Source organism: Streptomyces sp. NPDC097981 (assembly GCF_040302565.1).
Classification (GTDB): domain Bacteria; phylum Actinomycetota; class Actinomycetes; order Streptomycetales; family Streptomycetaceae; genus Streptomyces.
Genome location: NZ_JBEORW010000026.1, coordinates 37,714 through 58,889 on the forward strand (window position 1 = coordinate 37,714; position 21,176 = coordinate 58,889).

A 21,176-nucleotide genomic window follows, 5' to 3' on the forward strand; every position below is an offset into this window, starting at 1 on the left:
GTACCGGTCAGGCCTGGTTGCCGCCCTTGTCGGGGCCGTCCTGGCCCCTGGGCTTGTCCTGGCCGGTCAGCTTCTCCGCGTGGGTCTTGAGCCCCCACTGGGTGACCCGCCAGAGGGCCTCCACCACGATGTCCTTGCTCATCTTGCTGTCGCCGAACTCGCGCTCGACGAAGGTGATGGGCACCTCGACGACGCGGAAGCCCTGGCGCACGGCCCGGCGGGCCAGGTCCACCTGGAAGCAGTAGCCCGCGGAGGCCACCTCGTCCAGGCCCAGCCCCTCCAGGGTCTCGCGGCGGAAGGCGCGGTAGCCGCCCGTCACGTCGCGGATCGGGACGTCCAGCATCAGCCGGGAGTACGTCGAGCCGCCGCGCGAGAGGAACTCGCGGCTCTTGGGCCAGTTGACCACGCGGCCGCCCGGCACCCAGCGCGACCCCAGGACGAGGTCGGCCCCGGCCAGCGCGGTGAGCAGCCGCGGCAGCTCCTCCGGCTGGTGGGAGCCGTCGGCGTCCATCTCGACGAGCACGCCGTAGTCGCGCTCCAGGCCCCAGGCGAATCCCGCCAGGTAGGCGGCGCCGAGGCCCTCCTTGCCCTTGCGGTGCAGGACGTGCACGTGGTCGTCGCCCGCCGCCAGCTCGTCGGCGAGCTTGCCGGTGCCGTCGGGGCTGTTGTCGTCCGCGACCAGGATGTGCGCCTCGGGCACCGCCGCGCGCACGCGGCCGACGATCGGCCCGATGTTCTCCGCCTCGTTGAAGGTCGGAATGATCACCAAGGCCGTGCCGAGCGGTCCGTGGCCTCGCTGTCCGCCGTCGCTCACTGAGTCCGCCTTCGTGTTCTTGTACGTCCCGTCACAGAGGATGACTTTAGAACAGTGGCCGGGGCCCGCGGTCCTTCGGGCCGGTCCGGCCCCCGCTGGCTGCGGGTAGCCGTGACCGTTGTCTACTGGACCGCGGAACCCCGACCGGGCCGCCCTCCCCCGAGCTCCTTCGGGGCAGGGGGGACCCCCATCCGGCGCCTCGCCCCCGAGGCGCGGGCGCGCTGAGCAGACGGATCCGCCCGGTACGGACGTCCGGTTGGTGGGCCCGGCCGAACTTATCCGGGTCCGCCCGCCGGTACCGAACCGAGGCCGACCGGATCACCCCTGTGGCCGTACGAATACCTCCCGCCCGCCGACCACGGTGGCGAGGCAGACGGGCAGATCGGCGCCGGGGGTCAGGTCGGGCAGTCCGGGGGTGCCCGAACGGGGGTCCGTGGACCAGCGGGCGACCCGGTCGTCAGGGGCCTGGACGACCAGTTCTGCGGTTTCCCACAGCGCGTAATCGGCCGGGGCGCCGGGCACCAGCACGCCCGCGCCGTCGCGGCCCAGGGCACGCCAGCCGCCCCGGGTGTGGGCCGTGAAGGCGGCCCGTACGGAGATCCGGTGCTCGGGGGTGCGGTGGAAGGCGGCCGCCCGGACCGTGCCCCAGGGGTCGAACGGGGTGACGGGGGCGTCGGAGCCGAATGCGAGCGGGACGCCGGCCTTGAGCAGGGCGGCGAAGGGGTTGAGGGTGCGGGCGCGATCCGCCCCGAGCCGGTCCGCGTACATGCCGTCCTCGCCGCCCCAGGCGGCGTCGAAGGCGGGCTGCACCGAGGCGGTGAGGCCGAGGTCCGCGAAGGCGGCGATGGTGGCGGGGGTCACCATCTCGGCGTGCTCGACGCGGTGCCGGGCGGCGCGGACGCGGGCGAGGCCGACCTTCTCGGCGGCGGCCCGCACACCCTCGACGACGGCGGTCAGGGCGGCGTCGCCGATGGCGTGGAAACCGGCCTGGAGGCCCGCCTCGGTGCAGGCGGCGACGTGCTCGGCGACTTCGGCGGCGTCGAGGTAGCCGGTGCCGGTGTGGCCCGCGTCGGCGTACGGGGCGTGCAGGCAGGCGGTGTGGGAGCCGAGGGCGCCGTCCACGAAGAGGTCGCCCGCGGCTCCGATGGCGCCGAGCGCCTTGGCCTGTTCGAGGTCCCGGTCGGCCCAGTACCCGAAGACGCGCGGTCCGGGCCGCTCCCGGGCGAGGTTGAGGAGGTCCGCGAAGTCCTCGGCGGAGGAGATGTCGGGGCCGCCGCACTCGTGGACGGAGCCGATGCCGAGGGAGGCGGCCCGGTCGAGGGCGGCCCGCTGGGCCTCGGCGCGCTGGGCGGGGGTGACGGCGGCGAGCGCGGCCCTGCGGACGGCGTGGTGGTCGTCGCGGGTCAGCGGCTCGTCGCCACGGACCGAGACGGCCGGGACGAGGTCCAGCAGGGCGGTGGTGACCACGGCGGAGTGCACGTCGATGCGGCTGAGGTAGAGCGGGCGTCCGCCGGCGGCCTCGTCCAGCTCCTCGCGGCGCGGTGCACGGCGCTCGGGCCAGCGGGAAGCGTCCCAGCCGTGGCCGAGGAGCACCCGGTCGGCCGGGCGGCGCTCGGCGTACGCGCGGACGAGGCGGAGGGCGTCGGAGAGGGAGACCGCGCCGGTGAGGTCCAGCCCGGTGAGGGCGAGGCCGGCGGAGGTGGTGTGGACGTGCGCATCGGTGAAGGCGGGTGTGACGAGCGCCCCGTCGAGGTCGACGACCTCGTCGACTCCCTGTGCGAAGGCGTCGGCGGCGCCTTCGGAGCCGACCCAGGCGATGTGTCCCCGCTCGACGACCATCGCGGTGGCGAAGGGGTCGGCGGGGCTGTGTACCTCGCCCCCGCGGAGGAGGACGGTCCGTTCGGATGCGGAAGCTGCGGCGGCGTCGACGGAGCTGGCGGTGCGGTCAGTCATGCGCACCAGTTTCGCGGGTCCGCGGGCCTGCCTCGACCGCACCCCCGCCGCGGTGCGGCGCCGGGCCGCCGCCGACCGGGCCCTGCGGGGGCCGGGCCGGGCGGCACGGACGTCGAAAGGGGCTGGAAAGGGGCTACACGCGGGGCGGACGGGCCTCGTACGGGGTGGAGAGGACCACCGTGGTGCGGGTCGAGACGTGGGCCAGGGCGCGCAGGCGGCTCAGGAGGTCCTCCAGCTCCAGCGGGGTCGCGACCCGGACCTTCAGGATGTAGTTCTCGTCGCCGGCCACGCTGTGGCAGGCCTCGATCTCCGGTACGCCGGCCAGCCGGTCGGCGATGTCGTCCGGCGCGCTCGGGTCGAAGGGCTTCACCGAGATGAAGGCCGTCAGGGGCAGGCCCACGGCCTCGGGATCGACGACGGCCGCGTACCCGCGGATCACCCCTCGCTGTTCCAGACGGCGTACTCGCTGGTGGACCGCCGACGTGGACAGTCCCGTGGCCTTGCCCAGGTCCGTGTAGCTCATCCGCCCGTCCCGCACGAGCAGATCCACGATCTGGCGGTCCAGCTCCTCCATTGCGCTCATAGCCGCTCAACCTAAGGCCCAAGGGCACTCCAGGCACAGTGCTGTCCGCCCACAAGTGGCACCTGCGGCGGGCATGTGACCAAGGCCACAAGGGTATGCAAGCGTACGCCGGGATGTTGTGGTTACTCGTGCCGCGTGGCGGGAAGTGCTTGGTGTGGCCGAGGCCGTGGAAACTGCCCGCCCGGCCCACCCAAGGGGGAGTACATCCATGCTGAACACCAAGCGCGCCGGTCGCACCGATTCGGAGCCCCTGGATTTCGTCGACGCCGAGGACGATGAGTACCTCGAAGACGCCGAGGGGTTCGACGGCTTCGAGATCCGCCACGCGACCTGCCCCGACTGCGGCCAGTCGATCGCCCTCGTCGCGGACGAGGAGCACCTGCCGGAGCACGCGCTCTGCCTGACTCCGTGGAACCCGTTCGGTCTCACGGTGTGCGCGGGCACGGGCCGCCCGGTCTCCGAGGCGCTGCCGACCGTGGGTGCGGGCCTCGACGAGTCCCAGGAGCTGGGGGTCGTGCTGCTGGACCTGCCGCAGGGGCTGGACTGGCGGACACAGCCGTTCTCGCACGTCGGCGGTCCCGGTTCGCGTCCCGTGCACATGCCGGCGCCGGCGCTGCTGCCGCAGATGCGGCAGCACGCGCAGGCCGCCTGACGGTCTTCCGGGCCACGGCTACCAGTACGTGCCCTGCACCATCGCCGTGAGGCCGGCGTGGTGCAGGATCAGGCCGTCCGGATCCCCCGGCACCTCGACCTCCCCGAAGTACGCCTGCCGGTAGGCGATGCGCAGCATCACGATCCCGTGCCGCAGGGCGGCGTACAGGGTATAAAACTCCATGTCGCGCGGGGTGTGCCCGGTGAGTTCGGCGTACCGGCGCTCCAGGTCGTCGCGGCGCAGGAAGTCCGGCAGGCCGCTCTGGCCGAAGCCGACGGTCAGGTCCTGGAAGAAGCGGTGGAGGTAGACGGTCCAGCCGAGGTCGACCTCGCGCGGGGCGTACGCGGCCATCTCCCAGTCGAGGACGGCCACCGGTTCGAACCCGTCGGCCTCGTAGACGATGTTCCCGATGCGGGCGTCGCCCCAGTTGAGGACGGCGGGGCCCTCGTCCGCGGGCCACAGCTCCTCCAGGCGGTCGAAGGCCCGCTCCAGCAGCGGGGACGGCGCGAGTCCGTCCACGACCCAGGCGTAGTAGGCGCGTTGGGCGTCCACGTGGCGGCGCAGCGGGCTGCCGGTGCCTTCGGGGAGGAGGAACTCGGCCTGCTCGGCCGGGAACCGGTCGTGCAGCCGGGCGAGCAGCGAGATGCTCGCCTCCTGGAGTGCGGCGCGTTCGGAGTCGCTCGCGGCGTGCAGCCAGTTCCCCTCGTAGGTGTAGGGCATGACGTCGGGCGGGACCCGGCCCTCGGCCCGGGCCATGACGAAGAAGGGCGCCCCGAGCGGCCCGGGGTCCTGCTCCAGCCACAGCACGCGTGGTACGGGCAGGTCGGTGTGGGCGGCGACCAGGGTCATCACGCGGTGCTGGCGGGGCATGTCGTACGTGGGGAACACGGTGTAGGCGGCGGGGTCGGCGGCGAGCCGCAGGGCGCAGGCGCGGACCGGGGTGTCGGGGTGCTCGATGTCGAAGAGCAGGGTTTCGCTGGACATGCCGTTGGATGCGGGGACGCGGACGCCCGTGACCTTCGCGCCGGGGAGCTCGGTGTCGAGCCAGGCGGCGAGGCGCCGGCCGAGTTCCTCGGGTTCGCGGGTGGAGGTGCGCGGGCGTGGTGCCGGTGCTGCCATGACTTCCCCTTCCTTCTACCGGGCCACCGAGCTGTAGTCGGTGAAGCCGCTCGGGTCGTGGCGGCCGAAGCTGCCGTGCTCGAAGATGCCGAAGCCGGTGCGCCCGTCGAGGGTGAAGCGGGCGGAGTGGTCGGTGACGCCGAAGGCGGCCATGGGGTGGGCTGCGGGGTCGGAGAGGTCGTAGGTGCGGCGGTCGGTCCAGCCGCGGCCCTGCCAGGTGCCGTGCTGCCAGTCGGCGGCGGGCGGGTAGCCGGCGCCGACGGCGAGCGGGGAGGAGTTCAGGATCTCCACGCCGAGTTCGAGGGGTTTGCGGGCCGGGTCGACGAGGTGGACGACGGCGCTCTCGGGGTGGCGGGTGCCGGGGCGGTAGCGGATCTCGGTCTGGGGCCAGCCGAGCTGTACGTCGTGGCGGCCGCTGTCCTCGGGGAAGACCTGGACGGCCTCGTTCAGGGTGCGGTGCCCGTCGGCTTCCTCCTGGGCGATGACCATGAGGAAGCGGTCCTCGAAGCGGACCGGGATCCAGAGCCAGTGGAAGCCCTCCGGCCGGTACTCCTCGGCGGCCCGGCCGCCGTCCTCGCCGGGGATGGGGCGCACGCCCCAGCTGCGGTCGCGGGTGCCGGTCCACTCGTGCGGGGTGAGGGTGTGCTCCTCGCCCTTGGCGCGGAGGGTGCCGGTGACGTGGCCGGCCTGGACGAAGCGGCGGCCTTCGAGCATGAGGCGGTCGCCGCGCCGCTGGACGTGGTGCGGCTCCCACACGGCGGGGAAATCGGCGGTCCAGGTGATGTCGTACGAGAGCCCTGCGGGATCGGCGGGGTCGGCGTCGCACTGGAGGGTGATCCGCTTCAGGGGGTCGTCGACGGTGATCCGGAGCGGGCCGACGGAGAGGTTCATGCGGTCGTCGGTGAGGGCGTCGGAGGCGCGGACGGCGAGGAGTTCGTCGCCGGTGCGGAGGGTGGCGTAGGCATCGATGACCCCGGCGTTGGGGTAGACGCCGAGTCCGAGGATGAGGACGGCCCGGCCGGCGTGGTCGAAGACGTGGAAGATGCAGCGGTCGTAGGCGTTCCGGTCGCCGCTGACGAGGTGCTTCATCGACAACGGGGCCTGGTGGACGGGGTATTCGTCGAGGGGTACGGGTCGGTCCGCGGGCATGGCAAACCTCCTGGGTGGCGCTGCAGCACGGGGCGCGGGGCCGGGGGCCGCGGGGTGCGCCGCCGGCTCGGGCGGATATGACGGTACGTCAGAAACTGTGCCCGGGGCCAGACTTCTGTCACTCCCTGACATCCCGGCACGTCTGGCCACTGTGGGGCGCGGGGCGGGGACGTCTCGAACGGATGCCCGGAGGGCGGGGGCGGTTACCGGTGGGTCGGGCGGCGCGTTGGCGCTGTATGACCACGCTCGAAACTCCTGGGCCAAGACCGGGACGGCGGCCTCCGATGCCGTCCAGCTTTGAAGAATCGATTCCGCTGCGGCAGTCGGATCCGCCCATCTACCGTGTACTGCTGATCCGTTGGGCCGAGGACGGGCGCACCCTGCCCGGCCACCGCGATCCGGAATGGTCCCGGATCGCCACCTCCCCGATCTGGCCGGGCGGCCCGCTCTACGGCGGCGACCGGTAGGGAGCGCCCGGGGCGGTGCGGCGCACCCTCGTACGCTCCCCTGCCGCCCTCGCCGGGCCGCGGCCCGCGCGGCACGCCGGGGCCCGGCGGTCCCGGCGTACGTCGCACTGCCGTCACACCCCCCGGGAAAGGCGGTCCTCCAGCGTCCGCGGCAGGGGGTACACGCGCTCCGTGGGGAACAGCCGCCGGGCTTTGGCGGCGTGGCCGTTCTGCATCAGTGCCGTGGCCTTGCGGACCTGGGGGGTGAGGTCGGTGAGGCTGACGATCCAGTCGTCGGTGAACGTGCGGATCAGATCGCGGCCGATGCCGACCTGGATGCTGTAGTGGTTCAATGCCGCTCCGCGGGGGGAGCGTTCCGGGTCCCACTGGACATGTACGGGCGCCTGGGCCACGGCTGCCGGGTCCGCGGTCGTGGGCACGGCCCGGGAGAGGGCCTCCTCCCAGCCCGTACGGGTCATCCGCACGGCGAGAACGCGCTCCTGACCGGGTTTGCGGGCCCAGTTGCTGCGGTGCATCAGCCACAGGAACGAGGGCTTGATCCACGTCATCCGGTGGAACGAGAACGGCGTGACGAAGCGGCCCGCTCGCAGCGCCGCGTCGGCGATGACGGGCGCGTACGCCTGGTAGACGACGATCGTGTCGCCATCGTGGTCCGCTCGAATCTGGTACAGGGGCGCCATGCGCCGCACCCTGCCATCCGCTCCACGCGCGTCGCGAACCATTTCCCCCGTCGCCGCGATGCGCCGCCGGCTCAGGTCGTGACCGGCGCTGTGCGACGGATGGAGTTCACAGCCACCGCCGTGCCGCCTCGACGCTGTCCCCACCACTCGTGTTGAACGCGATGGCGGCCTGGGGCGCATGGCGGCGGATCAGGTTCACGAGGTTCTCGAACAGCGGAAGCAGTTGCTCGGCCTTGCGGATCCCGCCGCCGACGACCACGACGTCCCACGGCCGTTCGGTCAGCGACGCGACGAGGGTGGACTCGGCCGATTCGTCGAAGACGATCAGCGTCATGGCCGCGTCGATGCCGTGCTCGCCGAACCGGGCCAGCTCCGCGTCGAGAGCCGCACGAAGCGCCTCCCCGTCGACACCGGGTATCGCTTGCGGGTCATAGCCGATGACAAGTGCAAAGGACATGCGGCCAACCTACCGAAACCTGCCCGAGCTCGATCCGCCGGGCGGGCCCTACAGCGGGAGCAGCCCCGCGGCGGTGGGGCGGAAGCCGCACCGTGCGTAGAAGGGCTCCAGGTGCGGTTCGTGGTCCACGTGCAGCCACTGCGCCCCCGATGCCCGCGCCGCCTCGGCGGCGGCGCGGACCAGCCGGACCCCGAGTCCGCGGCGGCGTTCGTCCGGATGGACCGTGGTGTCCAGGATGAAGGCGTGCGCTCCGCCGTCGCCCGCGACGTTCACGTAGCCGACCAGGCGGCCGTCGCGGCGGGCCGTGATCCAGGCCGTGCTGCGCTCCAGGACCGGGCCGAACGAGGCCGTCCGGTGCCCCGGCCAGGCCGCGCCGAACAGCTCGTTCAGTTCGGCGTCGGCCAGGGCCGGGCTCACGTCCAGGACCAGGGCGGTCATCAGCGCGACTCGGGTCCTGCCAGGTGGCGGGCGATGACCATGCGCTGGATCTGGTTGGTGCCCTCGACGATCTGCAGGACCTTCGCCTCGCGCATCAGGCGCTCCACCGGGAAGTCCGCGGTGTAGCCGTAGCCGCCGAGGACCTGGACCGCGTCCGTGGTGACGGCCATGGCGGCGTCCGTGCAGAACAGCTTCGCCATCGCCGCCTGGCGGGAGAAGGGCTTGCCGGCGTCGCGCAGCCGCGCCGCCGCCAGGTACAGCGCCCGGCCGGCCTCGATCTTGGTCGCCATGTCGGCGAGCATGAAGCGCAGGCCCTGGAAGTCCGCGATGGGGTGTCCGAACTGCTTGCGGTCCAGGGCGTACGTGAGGGCCTCGTCCAGGGCGGCCTGTGCGACGCCGATGGCGCAGGCGGCGATGCCCAGGCGCCCCGCGTCCAGGGCGGCCAGCGCGATGGTGAAGCCCTGGCCCTCCTCGCCGATGCGGCGGGTGTCCGGGACGCGGACCCCGTCGAAGTGCAGCTGGGCGGTGGGCGAGCCCTTCATGCCCATCTTCTTCTCGGGGACGGCGGCCGTCAGGCCTTCCGCATCGCCGGGCACGAGGAAGGCGGTGATGCCCTTGGGGCCCTCGCCGCCGGTGCGCGCGAGGACGGTGTAGAAGTCGGCGACCCCGCCGTGGGTGATCCAGGCCTTGGTGCCGGTGATGATCCAGTCGTCGCCGTCGCGCACGGCCTTGGTGGTCAGCGAGGCGGCGTCGGAGCCGGAGGCGGGCTCGGAGAGGCAGTACGCGCCGAGCAGGCCGCCGCCGAGCATGGCCGGCAGGTGGGCCTTCCGCTGCTCCTCGGTGCCGTATCCGGCCAGGCCGTGGCAGGACAGGGAGTGCACGCTCACGCCGAGTCCGACGGTCAGGCGGGCCGCGGCGAGCTCCTCCAGGACCTGCAGGTAGACCTCGTACGGCTGCTCGCCGCCGCCGTACTCACCCGCGTACGGAAGACCGAGCAGGCCGGCTTCGGACAGCAGGGTGAAGATCGCGCGCGGGAACGTCCCGGCGTCCTCCCCCTCGGCGGCCACAGGGCGGATCTCCCGCTGGGCGATCTCTCGTACGAGCGCGAGGAGGTCCCGGGACTCCTCGGTGGGCAGCTGACGGTCCACCGGCTGCGGGGCGCGGTCGTTCATGGCGGCGCTCTCCTCCCTCGTCGGGCACGGCGGCGACGCGTGAGGTGTGGGACGCGCCGCCGGATCTCGGTGCTCTCACAGCCGATACTGCCCTCCCGGATCACGGAAGGGACAGTTCAGTGGCTGCGGCGGCTTGAGTATGCCTGATCAGGGGCGTCCCGTCACCGGGGCAAGATCACCGACCGTTTCGAACGCCTCTTCGGGAAGGGGTGGGGGCGGACACTCCGGGACGAACTCCCCGATCACCGTCAGCGTCGCGCGCAGCTGGTGGACGAGCAGGGCCCCGAGCCGGGCCCGGTCGGGCTGACGCGACGCGGGCTGCGGATCGGTGTCCGCTTCTGCCCGCGCAGCGCCGTCGCCGTCCGGATCGGCGGCGGCATCGGCATCCGCACCGGCGGCCAGGGCACCGATCCAGTCCAGGGTGGTCCCCTCGACGGCGGACAGCCAGCCCACCAGCGCGAGCCGGGCGACCGGCGGGACGGTGCGGCGCCCGTACGCACCTTCGGCGATGGTGGCGATCAGCTCCTCCCGGACCGCGTCGCGGATCGCCAGCACCTCGGCGTCGGAGCCGACGCCCCCGGTGACGATGGTGCGGTAGGCGGCCTGGTGGTGCTCGGCGTAGTGGAGGTAGCTGTCGATGGTCCGGCGCACCCGCTCGACCTTGGGCAGGTCCGGTTCCCCGGCGGCGCGGGCGACGAGCTCGGCCACCGAGTCCTCGACGATGGCGAGGTAGTAGCCGCGCTTGCTCTTGAAGTAGTAGTAGATCAACCCCTTGGCGACGCCCGCCTGTTTGGCGATGTCGTCCATGGAAAGCGCGTCGTACGAGGTGTCGGCGAACAACTTCCGCCCGATGGCTATGAGTCCGGCCCTGCGAACCTGCGAACGCACGCCCGCACCACGCTGTTGACTATTATTCAAATTCGGCCCCAGCCTCGAACTGCCACAGGATGCCCGCAGTATGGCAGAACCTCGGCCATCGGCCATCGGCCATCGGCCAGGCGGACGGGGCCAGGGGGAGCCGGGGAAGTCCGGCCTCCGGGCCGGGAACGCCGAGGTCGTCGGCGAGGCGGCGCACGAGGAGGCCCCGTACGCACGGAAACGGGGCGGGAGCGGTCCGCGGACGCCGGCGGCCGTACTGCCGGCGGTGCCGCCGGCGGCGGTACGGGCGACGGGAGCCCCGCCCGCCAGGGCGGCGGGCCCTCCTACGGCGCCGCCGGCGGAGGGCGGGATCAGAGCCAGCCGGCCTGCGTGACGAACATGGCGATGACGACGACGAGCGTCCAGCCGAGCACGTGCTCCAGCCACTTGGAGTCTTCCTTGGGGCCGCCGGTCCCGATGAGGTTCCGGGCGCGGGCGGTGAGGGCGGCGCTGTATGCGGTCATGCCGACCAATGTGACAGTGTTTGCGGCTTTCGCGGTAGAGGCGATCGTCGCGCGTGGCGCGCATCACGCCCCGGCACGACACCGGACCCCGGCCGGCTTGCGGTCGGGGCCCGGTGGGTGAGGAGGTCAGCCGGTGGCGGCTCGGTTGCGGCCCGCCAGGCCCGACATCGCGAGGGCGAGCAGCAGGGCGACGCCGCCGGCGATGACGTTGCTGACCACGCTGCGGGTCGTGCTGACATCGCCGGCGATGACCCACGGAGCCAGGACGCTCCAGGCTCCGATGGCGACCGCCGTCCAGGCCATCGCGTGGGTGCGTTCATAAGCGGAGCCGAGTCCGCTCATGCACAGGCAGTACGCCAGCCCGGCGATCAGGTTGTTGATCGCCAGCGAGCTGAGTCCGCTGAACCCGGCGATCCAGGGCGAGGCCGCCAGGTACAGGCCCGTGATGAGGGCCAGTGCCTCCACGGCCTGCGCGGCGGGGGTGCTGGTGACCCGCTCGAACCGGGAGCGCATCTCGGCGAGGTCGGGGTGGTGTTCGATGCTGTGGGTGGTCATGGCGGGCCGCCTCCTGTTGAAGCCTTTATGTGCCCTTTATGATTTTATGTTCCGCTTATCTACGCCCGGGGTCAACGGGGAATTCCGGCATTCGCTCACAGCACGCCCACCGCCCGCAGGGCCTGGGTCCGGGCGAGGCTCGGGCGGGCCGGGGCGTACAGGTAGCAGATGCCGCCGGAGCCGGTCGCGACCTTGCCGGCGGCGCTGTAACGCTTGGTCCGCAACCACACCTCCTCCCATTCGCGGCGCTTGTAGACACGGCGGACGGCCTGGTTGTCGGCCGAGTTGGGGTCGTTGGCGACCACGTCGCCGGCCGCGGTGAAGCCGATGACCGTCATCAGGTGGCCGGCGGTGCCGTAGCCGGCGCCCGTGAGCTCCTCGGGGCGGAAGGACAGCGAGGTGATCGCCGGGATGCCCGCCCGGACCAGGGTCTCCAGGTCGGCGAGGGAGGGGAGCCGGGTGACGATCCCGGCGAGCCCGGTGTAGGTGGCGGCGTACGCGGCGTTGAAGGGCCAGTTCCCGCAGCCCTTGTAGGCGCTGTCGTAGGTGGAGCGGGCCGCGTGGCAGACCTGCGGGTCGGCGTAACGGGAATCGACCCAGGCCAGGTCCTCGGCCGTGGGCCTGCCGCCCCAGTATTCGATGATCATCTGGGAGGAGGTGGGGCTGCACCAGGCCTCGCCGCCGTTGTCGTACTGGGGGTACTGGCCGGTGTGGATCTCCTGCGAGTAGCGCGGGACCGTCAGCTCGTGGGCCGCGCCCGAGGGGTGGGAGGCGGGCACGGTGAACCGGTCCGGGACGTCGGAGACCATGGCCCCGGCCAGCCACACCGTCGGGCCCTCGGCGGCTCCCGGCTTGCGGTGGAGGGTCAGGCGCAGCTGCCAGTCCGCGATGCGCACGCCGTCCGCCCGCGCGGGGGCGTCGACGGCCAGGGTGTCGGTCCACACGGTGGAGGTGCCGTCGGTCTGGCCGTCCACGGAGGTCCGGCGGATGTCGCCGTCGCCGGAGGCCCAGCGGCCCAGCACGTACCAGGGAGTGGCGACGCCGCTGCCGTAGGTGGCGCGCAGTTCGACCTGGATCCAGGTGCCGGCCGGGGTGTGGGCGTTCCAGGAGGCGATGGCCTCGGTGCCGGGCACGCCGGAGCGGTGCACCGGGGAGGTCCAGGAGGCGTACTCCCAGGTGCTCTTCTTCCCGGTGTGCGGGTCGGTGTACTCGGTGCGGCCGGCCGGGGTCCCGATCACCAGGCCGGGGCGGGCGGCGGCGAGCGCGGCGGTGCCCCGGTGGGTGCCGGCCCGCCAGTGCGCGTACGTGGACCAGAACCGGTTGTCGACGGTCCGGCCGGCGGCGGCTTCGGCCGGCGCGCCTTCGGCGGCCCCCGCCCCCGTGTGCGGGCCGTCTTCCGCGCGGGCTCCGGCCGCCGAGGCCCTGCCGCCGGTGACGGTGGCGGCGGTGGCCGCGGTGGCAGCTGCGAGGGCGAAGGCCAGCAGGGCCCTGCGCGGTGTGGGTGTGGTCATCGGTGCGGCCCCCTGGGGTCGGTGCGGTGGATCTCCTCCACCCTTCCAGTTCCCGGCTGCCGGACAGCGAAGCCACGGCTCCGTGTCGGGGGCGATCGGACCCGCCCCCGGACCGCCTCCCCGGACGGAGGACCTAGGCTGGCCGGGTGGAGTCACTTCAGCCGGCCGCGTCACCCGGGTCCCCGCGGCCTCCCCGGTCCTTGGAGACGCTCGCGCGCGAGCTGGGCGCCCTGCCCCCTTCGCTGGGCCCGGTCACGGTCATCGGCGTCGACGGGCACGCCGGGTCCGGGAAGAGCACCTTCGCCGGGCGGCTCGCCGAGGCGCTGGGCGGGGCGCCGGTGCTGCACCTGGACGACGTGGCCACCCACGAGGAGCTGTTCGGCTGGCCGGAGCGGCTGCGCGCACAGGTGCTGGAGCCGCTCGCCGCCGGACGGTCCGCCCACTGGGCCCCGTACGACTGGGTGGAGCGGCGGTTCGGCCCGGAGCGGGTGCTGGAGCCGGCTCCGGTGCTGATCGTCGAGGGGGTCGGGGCGGGACGGCGGGCGCTGCGCCCGCATCTGGCGCGGCTGCTGTGGATGGAGACACCGCGTGCAGAGTCCTGGGGGCGCGGGCGAAATCGGGATGGGTGTGACCTTTCCAACTTCTGGGACGGATGGGAGCGCGCGGAGCGCGCGCACTTCTCGGATGATCCTTCGCGCCCCTTCGCCGACACTTTGGTGCGCCAGAGCGGTACGGGATACGAGTGGACTTCCGAGACGGATGTGACGGCCGGAAGGACCCCTTCCGTCACTGAAGGTGACGGACTCCCCCGGGCCTGAACCGCTCCGGAGAACCGCCTCCGCGGGCCTGTACCGACGTGCTTGACCTGGGCCCGGCAGCGGCCTTACGTTCTGAATGCGCGGTCTTTCCTGGCCGCAGCAGACGCGAAGCCCCCGATTGTTCCCCCGTGATCGGGGGCTTCGTTCTGCCCCGGCCCGGCTTCCGCACCGGCGCCGAGCGGGCCGGATCCCCCTGGGCCTTCACCCTGAGTCACCTCGCGCGGCCGCGGTGCGCCGCCGACCGGTGCCCGCCGCACCCTACGTATGGTGCGTAGCCGCAGGTACGATGCACCCCTGATTTCATCGGCGCGGTGGACAACTCGAGGGCGCAACGCGGTGGTTGCCGTGCACCACGGGGGCAGGCTTGTGGGGGATGTGATGGATTTCGGCACGCCGGGCACGCACGCCCCGGCCGAACTCGCCTGGCTGCGCGGGGTGGACGCCTGCACCATGGGCGCCTACCCGCAGGCCGAGGAGGAGTTCCGGGCGGCCGTACGACTGGATCCCTCGATGGCCGACGCCTGGCTGGGCCTGCACGCGCTCCGGGTGGACACCACGAACGCCTTATTGCGCATGTACGCCCACCGCGACCGCTTCGGCGAGCAGCGGGCCCGCCACCGGCGGACGCTGAACTCCTGGTACTGGCTGGGCTGGTGGGTGCAGCCCGTCCTGGAGAGCCGGCGCGACCTCCTGCTGGCCCACGCCTCGCACTGGCTGGACGGCCGGCACGTCCCCGAGCTGGACCACGCGCTGGCCGTGCTGCCGCCGGTGGACACCGATGCGCACGTGCGGTTCCTGCACGCCTGCCGGGCCTACCTGGTCAAGGACTGGGAGCAGCTGGTGCGGCACACCGAGCCGCTGGTGGACGATCCGCTGCTGGGGATCGAGGCGGGCCTGTTCGGCGGGATGGCCCGGGTGCGGCTGGAAATGTACGGACAGGCCGAGCCGATGCTGTCGGCGGCGCTGATGCGTTGCCGCAGCGAGCAGCCGCAGCGCAAGGAGCTGCGGTACTGGCTGGCACGGGCTCACGAGGGGACCGGGCGCAGCGCGGCGGCGCTGCCGCTGTACCGGGCGGTGCACCGGGTGGACCCGGCGTTCATGGACACGGCGGCCCGGCTGACGGCGATCGAGGACAGCGACTACGTGGACGGGGCCGACGGGTACGCCGGGTACGCCGCGGCCGGCTACGAGGCGTACGGCGGGCACGGCCTGTCGCCGGTCGGCGGGGACTACGCGGCGGTGGCCCTCGGCGGCGGCCCCGTCCAGGACATCGCGGCGGACGGCCAGGTGGAGCCGGACCCGCTGGTCGCGCCGGAGCCGGACCCGCGGTTCGGGGCTCCGGGTACGGGCCGGGTGGAAGGTGTGCGCCGCAAGATGGCGGTCCCGCCGCAGACCGCGCCCGAGGGGCTGCCGGCCGGGCCTGCCGATCCGGCGCTGCTCGCCGCGGCGCTCGCGGAGCTGGAGCGGATGGTGGGCCTGGAGCCGGTGAAGCGGCAGGTGAAGGCGCTCTCGGCGCAGTTGCACATGGCCCGGCTGCGGGCCGGGCAGGGGCTGCCGGTGCAGCCTCCAAAGCGGCACTTCGTGTTCTCCGGGCCGTCGGGCACGGGCAAGACGACGGTGGCGCGGATCCTGGGCCGGGTCTTCTACGCGCTCGGGCTGCTGGGCGGGGACCATCTGGTGGAGGCCCAGCGGGCTGATCTGGTGGGCGAGTTCCTGGGGCAGACCGCCGTCAAGGCGAACGAGCTGATCGATTCCGCGATCGGCGGGGTGCTGTTCGTGGACGAGGCGTACAGCCTTTCCAACACCGGGTACAGCAAGGGCGACGCGTACGGGGACGAGGCGCTCCAGGTGCTGCTGAAGCGGGCGGAGGACAACCGGGACCACCTCGTGGTGATCCTGGCCGGCTATCCGGCCGGGATGGACCGGCTGCTGGCCGCCAATCCGGGGCTGTCCTCGCGGTTCACCACCCGGGTGGACTTCCCCAGCTACCGGCCGCCGGAGCTGACCGCGATCGGCGGGGTGCTGGCGGACGCGAACGGGGACTTCTGGGACGAGGAGGCGCTGGAGGAGCTGCGCAGCATCAGCGGGCACGTGGTGGAACAGGGCTGGATCGACGAGCTGGGAAACGGCCGCTTCCTGCGCACCCTGTACGAGAAGAGCTGCGCGTACCGGGACCTGCGGCTGGCGGGCTTCCCCGGCGAGCCCTCCCGGGACGACCTGGCGACGCTGCGGCTCCCGGACCTGATGCAGGCGTACGGGGAGGTCCTGTCGGGCCGGGGCCCGGACCGCGACCGCCCGGAGCCGCCGCCGCTGTAGCGGCGGCGGTCCCCGGGCGGGGCGGCGGGGTCAGCCCGCCATGGCGCGTTCGCCGCGGGGCGCCCGGCGGGCCTGCGGGGCGGTGCGGTGCGCGGGGTCGCGCACCTCGCCCACCAGCATCTCCAGGACGTCCTCCAGGGCGACCAGGCCGAGCACCCGTCCGGCCGCGTCGGCGACCTGGGCCAGATGGGTGGCGTCCCGGCGCATGACGCTGAGCGCGTCGTCCAGCGGGAGGGTGGCGGACAGGGTGGGCATCCGGCGCCAGACCCGCTGGGGCACGGCCCGCTCGCGCTCCTCCAGGTCCAGCACGTCCTTGACGTGCACGTAGCCCATGAAGGCGCCGGTCTCGGAACGGACGGGGAAGCGGGAGTACCCGGTGCGGACGGTGAGCTGCTCGATCTGCCGCGGTGTCGCCGAGGGGCCGACCGTGACGAGCCGGTCCCGGGCGAGCAGGACGTCGGTGACCGGGCGGCTGCCCAGTTCCAGGGCGTCCTCCAGGCGCTCCTGCTCACCCGGCTCCAGGAGCCCGGCCTGCCGCGAGTCCTCGACGAGCCGGCCGAGCTGGGCGCTGGTGTAGACGGCCTCGACCTCGTCCTTGGGTTCCACCTTGAAGAGGCGGAGCACCAGGTGCGCGCAGGAGCCCAGCGCGGTGGTGACGGGGCCGCACAGCCGGGCGAAGGCGACCAGGCCCGGGCTGAACCAGAGTGCGGTCTTCTCGGGCGCGGCCATGGCGAGGTTCTTGGGCACCATCTCGCCGATGACCAGGTGCAGGAAGACGACGGCGGCGAGCGCCACCGCGTAGCCGAGCGGGTGGATCACGCCCTGGGGGATGTGCGCCGCGTGGAAGAGCGGCTCCAGCAGGCGGGCCATCGTCGGCTCGGCGACCGCGCCGAGGGTCAGGGAGCAGACGGTGATGCCGAACTGGGCCGCCGCCATCATCCGCGGCAGGTTCTCCAGGCCGTGGAGCACCTGGCGGGCCCGCTTGGAGGCGGCCGCCAGCGGCTCGATCTGGCTGCGCCGGACGGAGACGAGGGCGAACTCGGCGCCCACGAAGAACCCGTTGGCGAGGACCAGGAGCAGAGCGAAGAGCAGTTGCAGGGCGTTCATCGGACGGCCGCCTCCCTCTCGGCCGGGTGCCCGCCGGCGAGGCCGGGCTCGGGGGACGCCGGCCGCCGTGCGGCCGGAGCCGCGGTTGCGGTTGCAGTCGCGGCCGGGCGGGCGGCCGGGGCCGGGTGGGGGGCGGGGAGCAGCCGCACCAGCCGGACCCGCTCGGCCCGGTAGCGGCCGACCTGGCGGACGGACAGCTTCCAGCCGGGCAGTTCCGCGCGGTCGCCGGGGGCGGGGATGCGGCCGAGCAGGTCGGCGACGAGACCGGCGACGGTCTCGTACGGGCCTTCGGGCACCTCCAGGCCTATCCGGCGCAGGGTCTGCACCCGGCAGCTTCCGTCGGCCTCCCAGGAGGGGCGGCCGTCCTCGGCGGGCACGGCGGCCAGTTCGGGACCGTCGTCCTCGGCGAGGTCGTGTTCGTCGCGGACCTCACCGACGAGTTCCTCCACGATGTCCTCCAGGGTGACCACGCCGGCGGTGCCGCCGTACTCGTCGACGACCACGGCCATCGGCTGCTCGCTGCGCAGCCGCTCCAGCAGCGGCTGCACCGGCAGGGAGCCGGGCACCAGCAGCGGGGCGACGCAGATCCGGGCCACGACGGTCCGGGCGCGTTCGGCCTCGGGCACGGCGAGGGCGTCCTTGAGGTGGACGACACCGGTGACCTCGTCGATGCGCTCCCGGTAGACCGGGAACCGGGACAGGCCGGTGGCGCGGGTCAGGTTGAGCACGTCGGCCGCGGTGGCCGTGTGCATCAGGGCGCTGACCTTCACCCGGGGGGTCATGACGTGCTGGGCCGTGAGCTCGCCCAGCGAGAGGGTCCGTACGAAGAGGTCGGCGGTGTCCTGTTCCAGGGCACCGGCCTGGGCCGAATGGCGGACCAGGGAGACCAGTTCGCCGGGGGTGCGGGCGGAGGCCATCTCCTCGGCCGGCTCCACGCCGAGCGCGCGCACGAGGCGGTTGGCGACGGCGTTGAGGCCGGCGATGACCGGCCGGAAGGCACGGGAGAAGGCTTGCTGCGGGCCGGCCACGAACCGGGCGACCTGGAGCGGCCGGGAGACCGCCCAGTTCTTCGGGACGAGTTCGCCGACGACCATCTGGACGGCGGAGGCGAGCAGCATGCCGGTGAAGACGGCGATGCCGGAGACGGCTCCCGCCGGCAGGCCGGTCGCCGCGAGCGGCCCGGTCAGCAGTCCGGCGAGGGCCGGTTCGGCGAGCATGCCGACCACGAGGGAGGTGATGGTGATGCCGAGCTGAGTGCCGGAGAGCTGGAAGGACAGCTCCCGCAGGGCCGCGACCACCGTGCGGGCACGGCGGTCGCCGTCGGCTGCGGCGCGCTCGGCCTCGGGCCGTTCCACGGTGACGAGGCCGAACTCGGCCGCCACGAAGAAGCCGTTGGCGAGGATCAGGGCGAATGCCGCCACGAGCAGAAGTAGCGGGATGGTCATGCCGCCGCCTCCGCGGGGAGGGCGGCGCGGGTACTACCGGACGATCCGTCCATTGCTGGAGGGAGTCACTCCTCAAGTTGCAGGTGTCCGCGGGCCTCGGGGTCCCGGGGCCGGTGGGAGGGCGCACGGGTGTGCCCCGCCACCAGGGTAGTCACTGAGATCGCCGCCGCAATGGGACGCAGCCGTCGGCTGCGGCTCCGGTGCTTCGCCCGGGAGCCGCTCAAGGCCCGCCCGGAGCGCGTTCGACGTCTGTTCGAACGCCGCGCGGCGGGCGGCTCAGTGGTGGTGCGGCCCGGTTCCCCGGGCCTCGGCGAGCGCGCGCAGCGCGCGGGCGTCGCCGATGGCCTGCTGCTTGGCCACTCCGGGCTGGATGCCGAGGGCGGGCAGGCTCGTTCCGTCACTGAGGTCCAGGAACACCCACGGGTCGCCGGGGCGGAGGTTGACGCGCAGGATCTGCGCCCACTCCAGGCGGCGGGTGTTGGTCAGGTTCACGACGGTGACCCCCGCCTCGTCCGCGACCACCTTGGGGCGGCTGAGCAGGACGAGTACGGACGTCAGCAGGACGGCGGTGAAGATGAAGCTCATCCGCTCCCCCGGGCCGAGGTTCTCCAGCAGGAGGGCGATCGCCGTGATGGTGGCGAACATGGCGAGCCCGACGCCCAGCAGGACGGCCCGCGTACGGGTCGGCCGGAACGTGACCGGCAGGGCGGGCAAGGCGGGCTTGGCGGCGGACTCGGCCATGATGCTGGTGATGCCTTCTGGAGGGGGCGTACGGATCGGGCGGCGCGGTGCGTGTCTTGACGCGCCGCCGGTCAGAGACGGCAGGCGTGGATCGAGGTGGTGAGGATCGCGCGCGCGCCGAGCTCGTACAGGTCGTCCATGATCCGCTGCGCCTCCTTGGCGGGGACCATCGCGCGGACGGCGACCCAGCCCTCGTTGTGCAGCGGGGAGACGGTCGGCGACTCCAGGCCCGGGGTGAGGGCGACGGCGCGCTCCAGGTGCTCGGCGCGGCAGTCGTAGTCCATCATCACGTAGCTGCGGGCCACCAGGACGCCCTGGAGGCGGCGCAGGAACTGCTGGGCCTGCGGGTGGTCGGCGCCGGCGCCGTTGCCGCGGATGACCACGGCCTCGGAGGTCAGGATCGGCTCGCCGATGACCTCCAGGCCGGCGTTGCGCAGGCTGGTGCCGGTCTCGACGACGTCCGCGATGATCTGGGCGACGCCGAGCTGGATGGCGGTCTCGACCGCGCCGTCGAGGTGCACGACGGAGGCGTCGATGCCCTTCTCGGCGAGGTGCTTGGCGACGATTCCCTCGTACGAGGTCGCGATCGTCATCCCGTGGAAGTCCTCGGGGCCCTTCGCGGTGCCGGGCCTGGTGGCGTAGCGGAAGGTGGAGCGGCCGAAGTTCAGCGGGAGGATCTCCTGCGCGCTGGCACCGGAGTCGAGCAGCAGGTCACGGCCGGTGATGCCGATGTCGAGCTTGCCCGAGGAGACGTAGATCGCGATGTCCTTGGGGCGGAGGTAGAAGAACTCCACCTCGTTCTCGGGGTCGACGACCACGAGCTCCTTGGACTCCTTGCGCTGGCGGTAGCCGGCCTCATGGAGCATCGCCGACGCCGGTCCGGAGAGTGAACCCTTGTTGGGGACGGCGATGCGCAGCATGGGGCTTCCTTCAGTGCGTGGTGCGGTGGGTGTGGTGGGTGCGGGGACCTGCCGGAACCCGCGTGGGGCTCGGGCCTAGAGGTGCGCGTAGACGTCGTCGAGGGAGATCCCGCGCGCGACCATCATCACCTGGACGTGGTACAGCAGCTGGGAGATCTCCTCGGCGGCGGCTTCCTTGCCCTCGTACTCGGCGGCCATCCAGACCTCGGCGGCCTCCTCGACGACCTTCTTGCCGATGGCATGGACGCCCTTGCCGACGAGCTCGGCGGTACGGGAGGAGCTGGGGTCGCCGTTGGCGGCCTTGAGCTGGAGCTCGGTGAAGAGCTCTTCGAAGGTTTTGTTCGCCATGATGCCCTTAGAGTACGGGTTCACCCGGGTGCCCCGGCGCGAGGGTTCACTCCGTGGACTACCGCCAGGGTTCGCTGACCGTCCGCAGGGTCATGGCGGTGGAGACCGCGGCGATGACCGCTTCGTGCCCCTTGTCCTCGTTCGACCCCTCAAGCCCGGCGCGGTCCAGCGCCTGCTCGTCGTTGTCGCAGGTCAGTACGCCGAATCCGATGGGGACTCCGGTGTCGATCGACACCTGTACCAGGCCCTGGGTGACGCCCTGGCAGACGTAGTCGAAGTGCGGGGTGCCGCCGCGGATGACGACTCCGAGGGCGACGACGGCGTCGTAACCGCGACCGGCCAGCACCTTCGCCACGACCGGCAGCTCGAAGCTGCCGGGGACGCGGAGCAGGGTGGGCTCGTCGATGCCCAGCTCGTGCAGGGCGCGCAGGGCGCCGTCGACGAGCCCGTCCATGACCTTCTCGTGCCACTGGGCCGCGATGACGGCGACCCTGAGGTCTCCGCAGTTCCTGACACTCAGTTCGGGTGCGCCCTTGCCGCTCACAGCTC

Annotated in this window: 23 protein-coding genes; 4 read left to right on the forward strand and 19 right to left on the reverse strand. The window is 72.9% G+C overall.

Translation table 11 applies throughout. From position 1 onward, the window contains the following. Nucleotides 1–7: 7 nt before the first annotated feature. The 3 genes from ABTY04_RS24310 to ABTY04_RS24320 all read right to left on the reverse strand — a co-directional run bounded on the left by ABTY04_RS24310 (nucleotide 8) and on the right by ABTY04_RS24320 (nucleotide 3,341). On the reverse strand, nucleotides 8–814 hold the full coding sequence (locus ABTY04_RS24310) for a polyprenol monophosphomannose synthase (protein ID WP_352215486.1): 807 nt from the start codon (nucleotides 812–814) through the stop codon (nucleotides 8–10). Between the two features lie 318 nt (nucleotides 815–1,132). Next, complete coding sequence (locus ABTY04_RS24315) at nucleotides 1,133–2,767, reverse strand: amidohydrolase (protein ID WP_352215487.1); 1,635 nt, start codon at nucleotides 2,765–2,767, stop codon at nucleotides 1,133–1,135. 133 nt (nucleotides 2,768–2,900) lie between these two features. Continuing rightward, complete coding sequence (locus ABTY04_RS24320) at nucleotides 2,901–3,341, reverse strand: Lrp/AsnC family transcriptional regulator (RefSeq protein WP_030162595.1); 441 nt, start codon at nucleotides 3,339–3,341, stop codon at nucleotides 2,901–2,903. A 217-nt stretch (nucleotides 3,342–3,558) separates the two neighbouring features. Between ABTY04_RS24320 and ABTY04_RS24325 the strand changes: the two genes are divergently transcribed. Next, nucleotides 3,559–4,002, forward strand: coding sequence for a hypothetical protein (locus tag ABTY04_RS24325; RefSeq protein WP_352215488.1), 444 nt, complete (start codon nucleotides 3,559–3,561; stop codon nucleotides 4,000–4,002). An 18-nt stretch (nucleotides 4,003–4,020) separates the two neighbouring features. On the opposite strand, the gene ABTY04_RS24330 is transcribed toward ABTY04_RS24325, so the two are convergent. Continuing rightward, on the reverse strand, nucleotides 4,021–5,121 hold the full coding sequence (locus ABTY04_RS24330; RefSeq protein ID WP_352215489.1) for a phosphotransferase family protein: 1,101 nt from the start codon (nucleotides 5,119–5,121) through the stop codon (nucleotides 4,021–4,023). Between the two features lie 15 nt (nucleotides 5,122–5,136). Beyond that, nucleotides 5,137–6,270, reverse strand: a complete 1,134-nt coding sequence (locus tag ABTY04_RS24335) for an Rv3169 family protein (RefSeq protein ID WP_352215490.1) — start codon at nucleotides 6,268–6,270, stop codon at nucleotides 5,137–5,139. A gap of 284 nt (nucleotides 6,271–6,554) precedes the next feature. On the opposite strand from ABTY04_RS24335, the gene ABTY04_RS24340 reads away from it, so the two are divergent. After that, nucleotides 6,555–6,737, forward strand: a complete 183-nt coding sequence (locus ABTY04_RS24340) for a hypothetical protein (protein WP_352215491.1) — start codon at nucleotides 6,555–6,557, stop codon at nucleotides 6,735–6,737. A gap of 113 nt (nucleotides 6,738–6,850) precedes the next feature. On the opposite strand, the gene ABTY04_RS24345 is transcribed toward ABTY04_RS24340, so the two are convergent. The 8 genes from ABTY04_RS24345 to ABTY04_RS24380 form a co-directional block, all read right to left on the reverse strand. Next, on the reverse strand, nucleotides 6,851–7,417 hold the full coding sequence (locus tag ABTY04_RS24345) for a DUF4291 domain-containing protein (protein ID WP_352215492.1): 567 nt from the start codon (nucleotides 7,415–7,417) through the stop codon (nucleotides 6,851–6,853). A gap of 106 nt (nucleotides 7,418–7,523) precedes the next feature. Next, a complete protein-coding gene (locus ABTY04_RS24350) occupies nucleotides 7,524–7,874 on the reverse strand; it encodes a hypothetical protein (RefSeq protein WP_352215493.1) in 351 nt (116 codons plus the stop codon). 48 nt (nucleotides 7,875–7,922) lie between these two features. Continuing rightward, on the reverse strand, nucleotides 7,923–8,312 hold the full coding sequence (locus tag ABTY04_RS24355; protein ID WP_352215494.1) for a GNAT family N-acetyltransferase: 390 nt from the start codon (nucleotides 8,310–8,312) through the stop codon (nucleotides 7,923–7,925). Then, nucleotides 8,312–9,484 carry an acyl-CoA dehydrogenase family protein gene (locus tag ABTY04_RS24360; protein WP_352215495.1) on the reverse strand — a complete coding sequence of 391 codons (1,173 nt, stop codon included), beginning with the start codon at nucleotides 9,482–9,484 and terminating at the stop codon, nucleotides 8,312–8,314. Before ABTY04_RS24360 ends, ABTY04_RS24355 begins: the two co-directional genes overlap by 1 nt. A 147-nt stretch (nucleotides 9,485–9,631) precedes the next feature. Next, entirely contained in the window at nucleotides 9,632–10,402 is a 771-nt protein-coding gene (locus ABTY04_RS24365) for a TetR/AcrR family transcriptional regulator (protein WP_502996709.1), read from the reverse strand. A 311-nt stretch (nucleotides 10,403–10,713) separates the two neighbouring features. Further along, nucleotides 10,714–10,866, reverse strand: a complete 153-nt coding sequence (locus ABTY04_RS24370) for an SCO1431 family membrane protein (RefSeq protein ID WP_352215496.1) — start codon at nucleotides 10,864–10,866, stop codon at nucleotides 10,714–10,716. A 126-nt stretch (nucleotides 10,867–10,992) separates the two neighbouring features. Beyond that, nucleotides 10,993–11,421, reverse strand: a complete 429-nt coding sequence (locus ABTY04_RS24375; RefSeq protein WP_352215497.1) for an SPW repeat protein — start codon at nucleotides 11,419–11,421, stop codon at nucleotides 10,993–10,995. Between the two features lie 95 nt (nucleotides 11,422–11,516). Continuing rightward, nucleotides 11,517–12,932 (reverse strand): C39 family peptidase, encoded by a 1,416-nt coding sequence (locus ABTY04_RS24380; protein WP_352215498.1) that lies wholly within the window; start codon nucleotides 12,930–12,932, stop codon nucleotides 11,517–11,519. A 200-nt stretch (nucleotides 12,933–13,132) separates the two neighbouring features. Between ABTY04_RS24380 and ABTY04_RS24385 the strand changes: the two genes are divergently transcribed. Together ABTY04_RS24385 and ABTY04_RS24390 are read left to right on the forward strand one after the other, a co-directional pair. Further along, complete coding sequence (locus tag ABTY04_RS24385) at nucleotides 13,133–13,750, forward strand: uridine kinase family protein (RefSeq protein ID WP_352215499.1); 618 nt, start codon at nucleotides 13,133–13,135, stop codon at nucleotides 13,748–13,750. A gap of 378 nt (nucleotides 13,751–14,128) precedes the next feature. Beyond that, nucleotides 14,129–16,066: an AAA family ATPase gene (locus ABTY04_RS24390; protein WP_352215500.1), complete on the forward strand. Its 1,938-nt coding sequence runs from the start codon at nucleotides 14,129–14,131 to the stop codon at nucleotides 16,064–16,066. 30 nt (nucleotides 16,067–16,096) lie between these two features. Here ABTY04_RS24390 and ABTY04_RS24395 read toward each other — a convergent pair whose 3' ends face one another. The 6 genes from ABTY04_RS24395 to ribH form a co-directional block, all read right to left on the reverse strand. Next, nucleotides 16,097–17,173 carry a hemolysin family protein gene (locus ABTY04_RS24395; RefSeq protein WP_352215501.1) on the reverse strand — a complete coding sequence of 359 codons (1,077 nt, stop codon included), beginning with the start codon at nucleotides 17,171–17,173 and terminating at the stop codon, nucleotides 16,097–16,099. Continuing rightward, entirely contained in the window at nucleotides 17,170–18,618 is a 1,449-nt protein-coding gene (locus tag ABTY04_RS24400; RefSeq protein ID WP_352215502.1) for a hemolysin family protein, read from the reverse strand. Before ABTY04_RS24400 ends, ABTY04_RS24395 begins: the two co-directional genes overlap by 4 nt. 276 nt (nucleotides 18,619–18,894) lie before the next feature. Continuing rightward, complete coding sequence (locus ABTY04_RS24405) at nucleotides 18,895–19,359, reverse strand: PH domain-containing protein (RefSeq protein ID WP_352215503.1); 465 nt, start codon at nucleotides 19,357–19,359, stop codon at nucleotides 18,895–18,897. A 71-nt stretch (nucleotides 19,360–19,430) separates the two neighbouring features. Then, nucleotides 19,431–20,279 carry an ATP phosphoribosyltransferase gene (gene hisG / locus ABTY04_RS24410; RefSeq protein ID WP_352215504.1) on the reverse strand — a complete coding sequence of 283 codons (849 nt, stop codon included), beginning with the start codon at nucleotides 20,277–20,279 and terminating at the stop codon, nucleotides 19,431–19,433. A 75-nt stretch (nucleotides 20,280–20,354) separates the two neighbouring features. Continuing rightward, the gene (locus ABTY04_RS24415; RefSeq protein ID WP_352215505.1) at nucleotides 20,355–20,627 is read right to left on the reverse strand and encodes a phosphoribosyl-ATP diphosphatase; all 273 of its coding nucleotides are present in this window, start codon (nucleotides 20,625–20,627) and stop codon (nucleotides 20,355–20,357) included. Nucleotides 20,628–20,685: 58 nt separating this feature from the next. Beyond that, complete coding sequence (gene ribH, locus ABTY04_RS24420) at nucleotides 20,686–21,171, reverse strand: 6,7-dimethyl-8-ribityllumazine synthase (RefSeq protein ID WP_352215506.1); 486 nt, start codon at nucleotides 21,169–21,171, stop codon at nucleotides 20,686–20,688. Between the last annotated feature and the right edge of the window lie 5 nt (nucleotides 21,172–21,176).

Coding starts and splice junctions, on each gene's coding strand:
- ABTY04_RS24315 (WP_352215487.1), bottom strand. CDS start 2,767: ATGACTGACCGCACCGCCAGCTCCGTCGACGCCGCCGCAGCTTCCGCA.
- ABTY04_RS24320 (WP_030162595.1), bottom strand. CDS start 3,341: ATGGAGGAGCTGGACCGCCAGATCGTGGATCTGCTCGTGCGGGACGGG.
- ABTY04_RS24325 (WP_352215488.1), top strand. CDS start 3,559: ATGCTGAACACCAAGCGCGCCGGTCGCACCGATTCGGAGCCCCTGGAT.
- ABTY04_RS24330 (WP_352215489.1), bottom strand. CDS start 5,121: ATGGCAGCACCGGCACCACGCCCGCGCACCTCCACCCGCGAACCCGAG.
- ABTY04_RS24335 (WP_352215490.1), bottom strand. CDS start 6,270: ATGCCCGCGGACCGACCCGTACCCCTCGACGAATACCCCGTCCACCAG.
- ABTY04_RS24340 (WP_352215491.1), top strand. CDS start 6,555: ATGCCGTCCAGCTTTGAAGAATCGATTCCGCTGCGGCAGTCGGATCCG.
- ABTY04_RS24345 (WP_352215492.1), bottom strand. CDS start 7,417: ATGGCGCCCCTGTACCAGATTCGAGCGGACCACGATGGCGACACGATC.
- ABTY04_RS24350 (WP_352215493.1), bottom strand. CDS start 7,874: ATGTCCTTTGCACTTGTCATCGGCTATGACCCGCAAGCGATACCCGGT.
- ABTY04_RS24355 (WP_352215494.1), bottom strand. CDS start 8,312: ATGACCGCCCTGGTCCTGGACGTGAGCCCGGCCCTGGCCGACGCCGAA.
- ABTY04_RS24360 (WP_352215495.1), bottom strand. CDS start 9,484: ATGAACGACCGCGCCCCGCAGCCGGTGGACCGTCAGCTGCCCACCGAG.
- ABTY04_RS24370 (WP_352215496.1), bottom strand. CDS start 10,866: ATGACCGCATACAGCGCCGCCCTCACCGCCCGCGCCCGGAACCTCATC.
- ABTY04_RS24375 (WP_352215497.1), bottom strand. CDS start 11,421: ATGACCACCCACAGCATCGAACACCACCCCGACCTCGCCGAGATGCGC.
- ABTY04_RS24380 (WP_352215498.1), bottom strand. CDS start 12,932: ATGACCACACCCACACCGCGCAGGGCCCTGCTGGCCTTCGCCCTCGCA.
- ABTY04_RS24390 (WP_352215500.1), top strand. CDS start 14,129: ATGGATTTCGGCACGCCGGGCACGCACGCCCCGGCCGAACTCGCCTGG.
- ABTY04_RS24395 (WP_352215501.1), bottom strand. CDS start 17,173: ATGAACGCCCTGCAACTGCTCTTCGCTCTGCTCCTGGTCCTCGCCAAC.
- ABTY04_RS24400 (WP_352215502.1), bottom strand. CDS start 18,618: ATGACCATCCCGCTACTTCTGCTCGTGGCGGCATTCGCCCTGATCCTC.
- ABTY04_RS24405 (WP_352215503.1), bottom strand. CDS start 19,359: ATGGCCGAGTCCGCCGCCAAGCCCGCCTTGCCCGCCCTGCCGGTCACG.
- hisG (WP_352215504.1), bottom strand. CDS start 20,279: ATGCTGCGCATCGCCGTCCCCAACAAGGGTTCACTCTCCGGACCGGCG.
- ABTY04_RS24415 (WP_352215505.1), bottom strand. CDS start 20,627: ATGGCGAACAAAACCTTCGAAGAGCTCTTCACCGAGCTCCAGCTCAAG.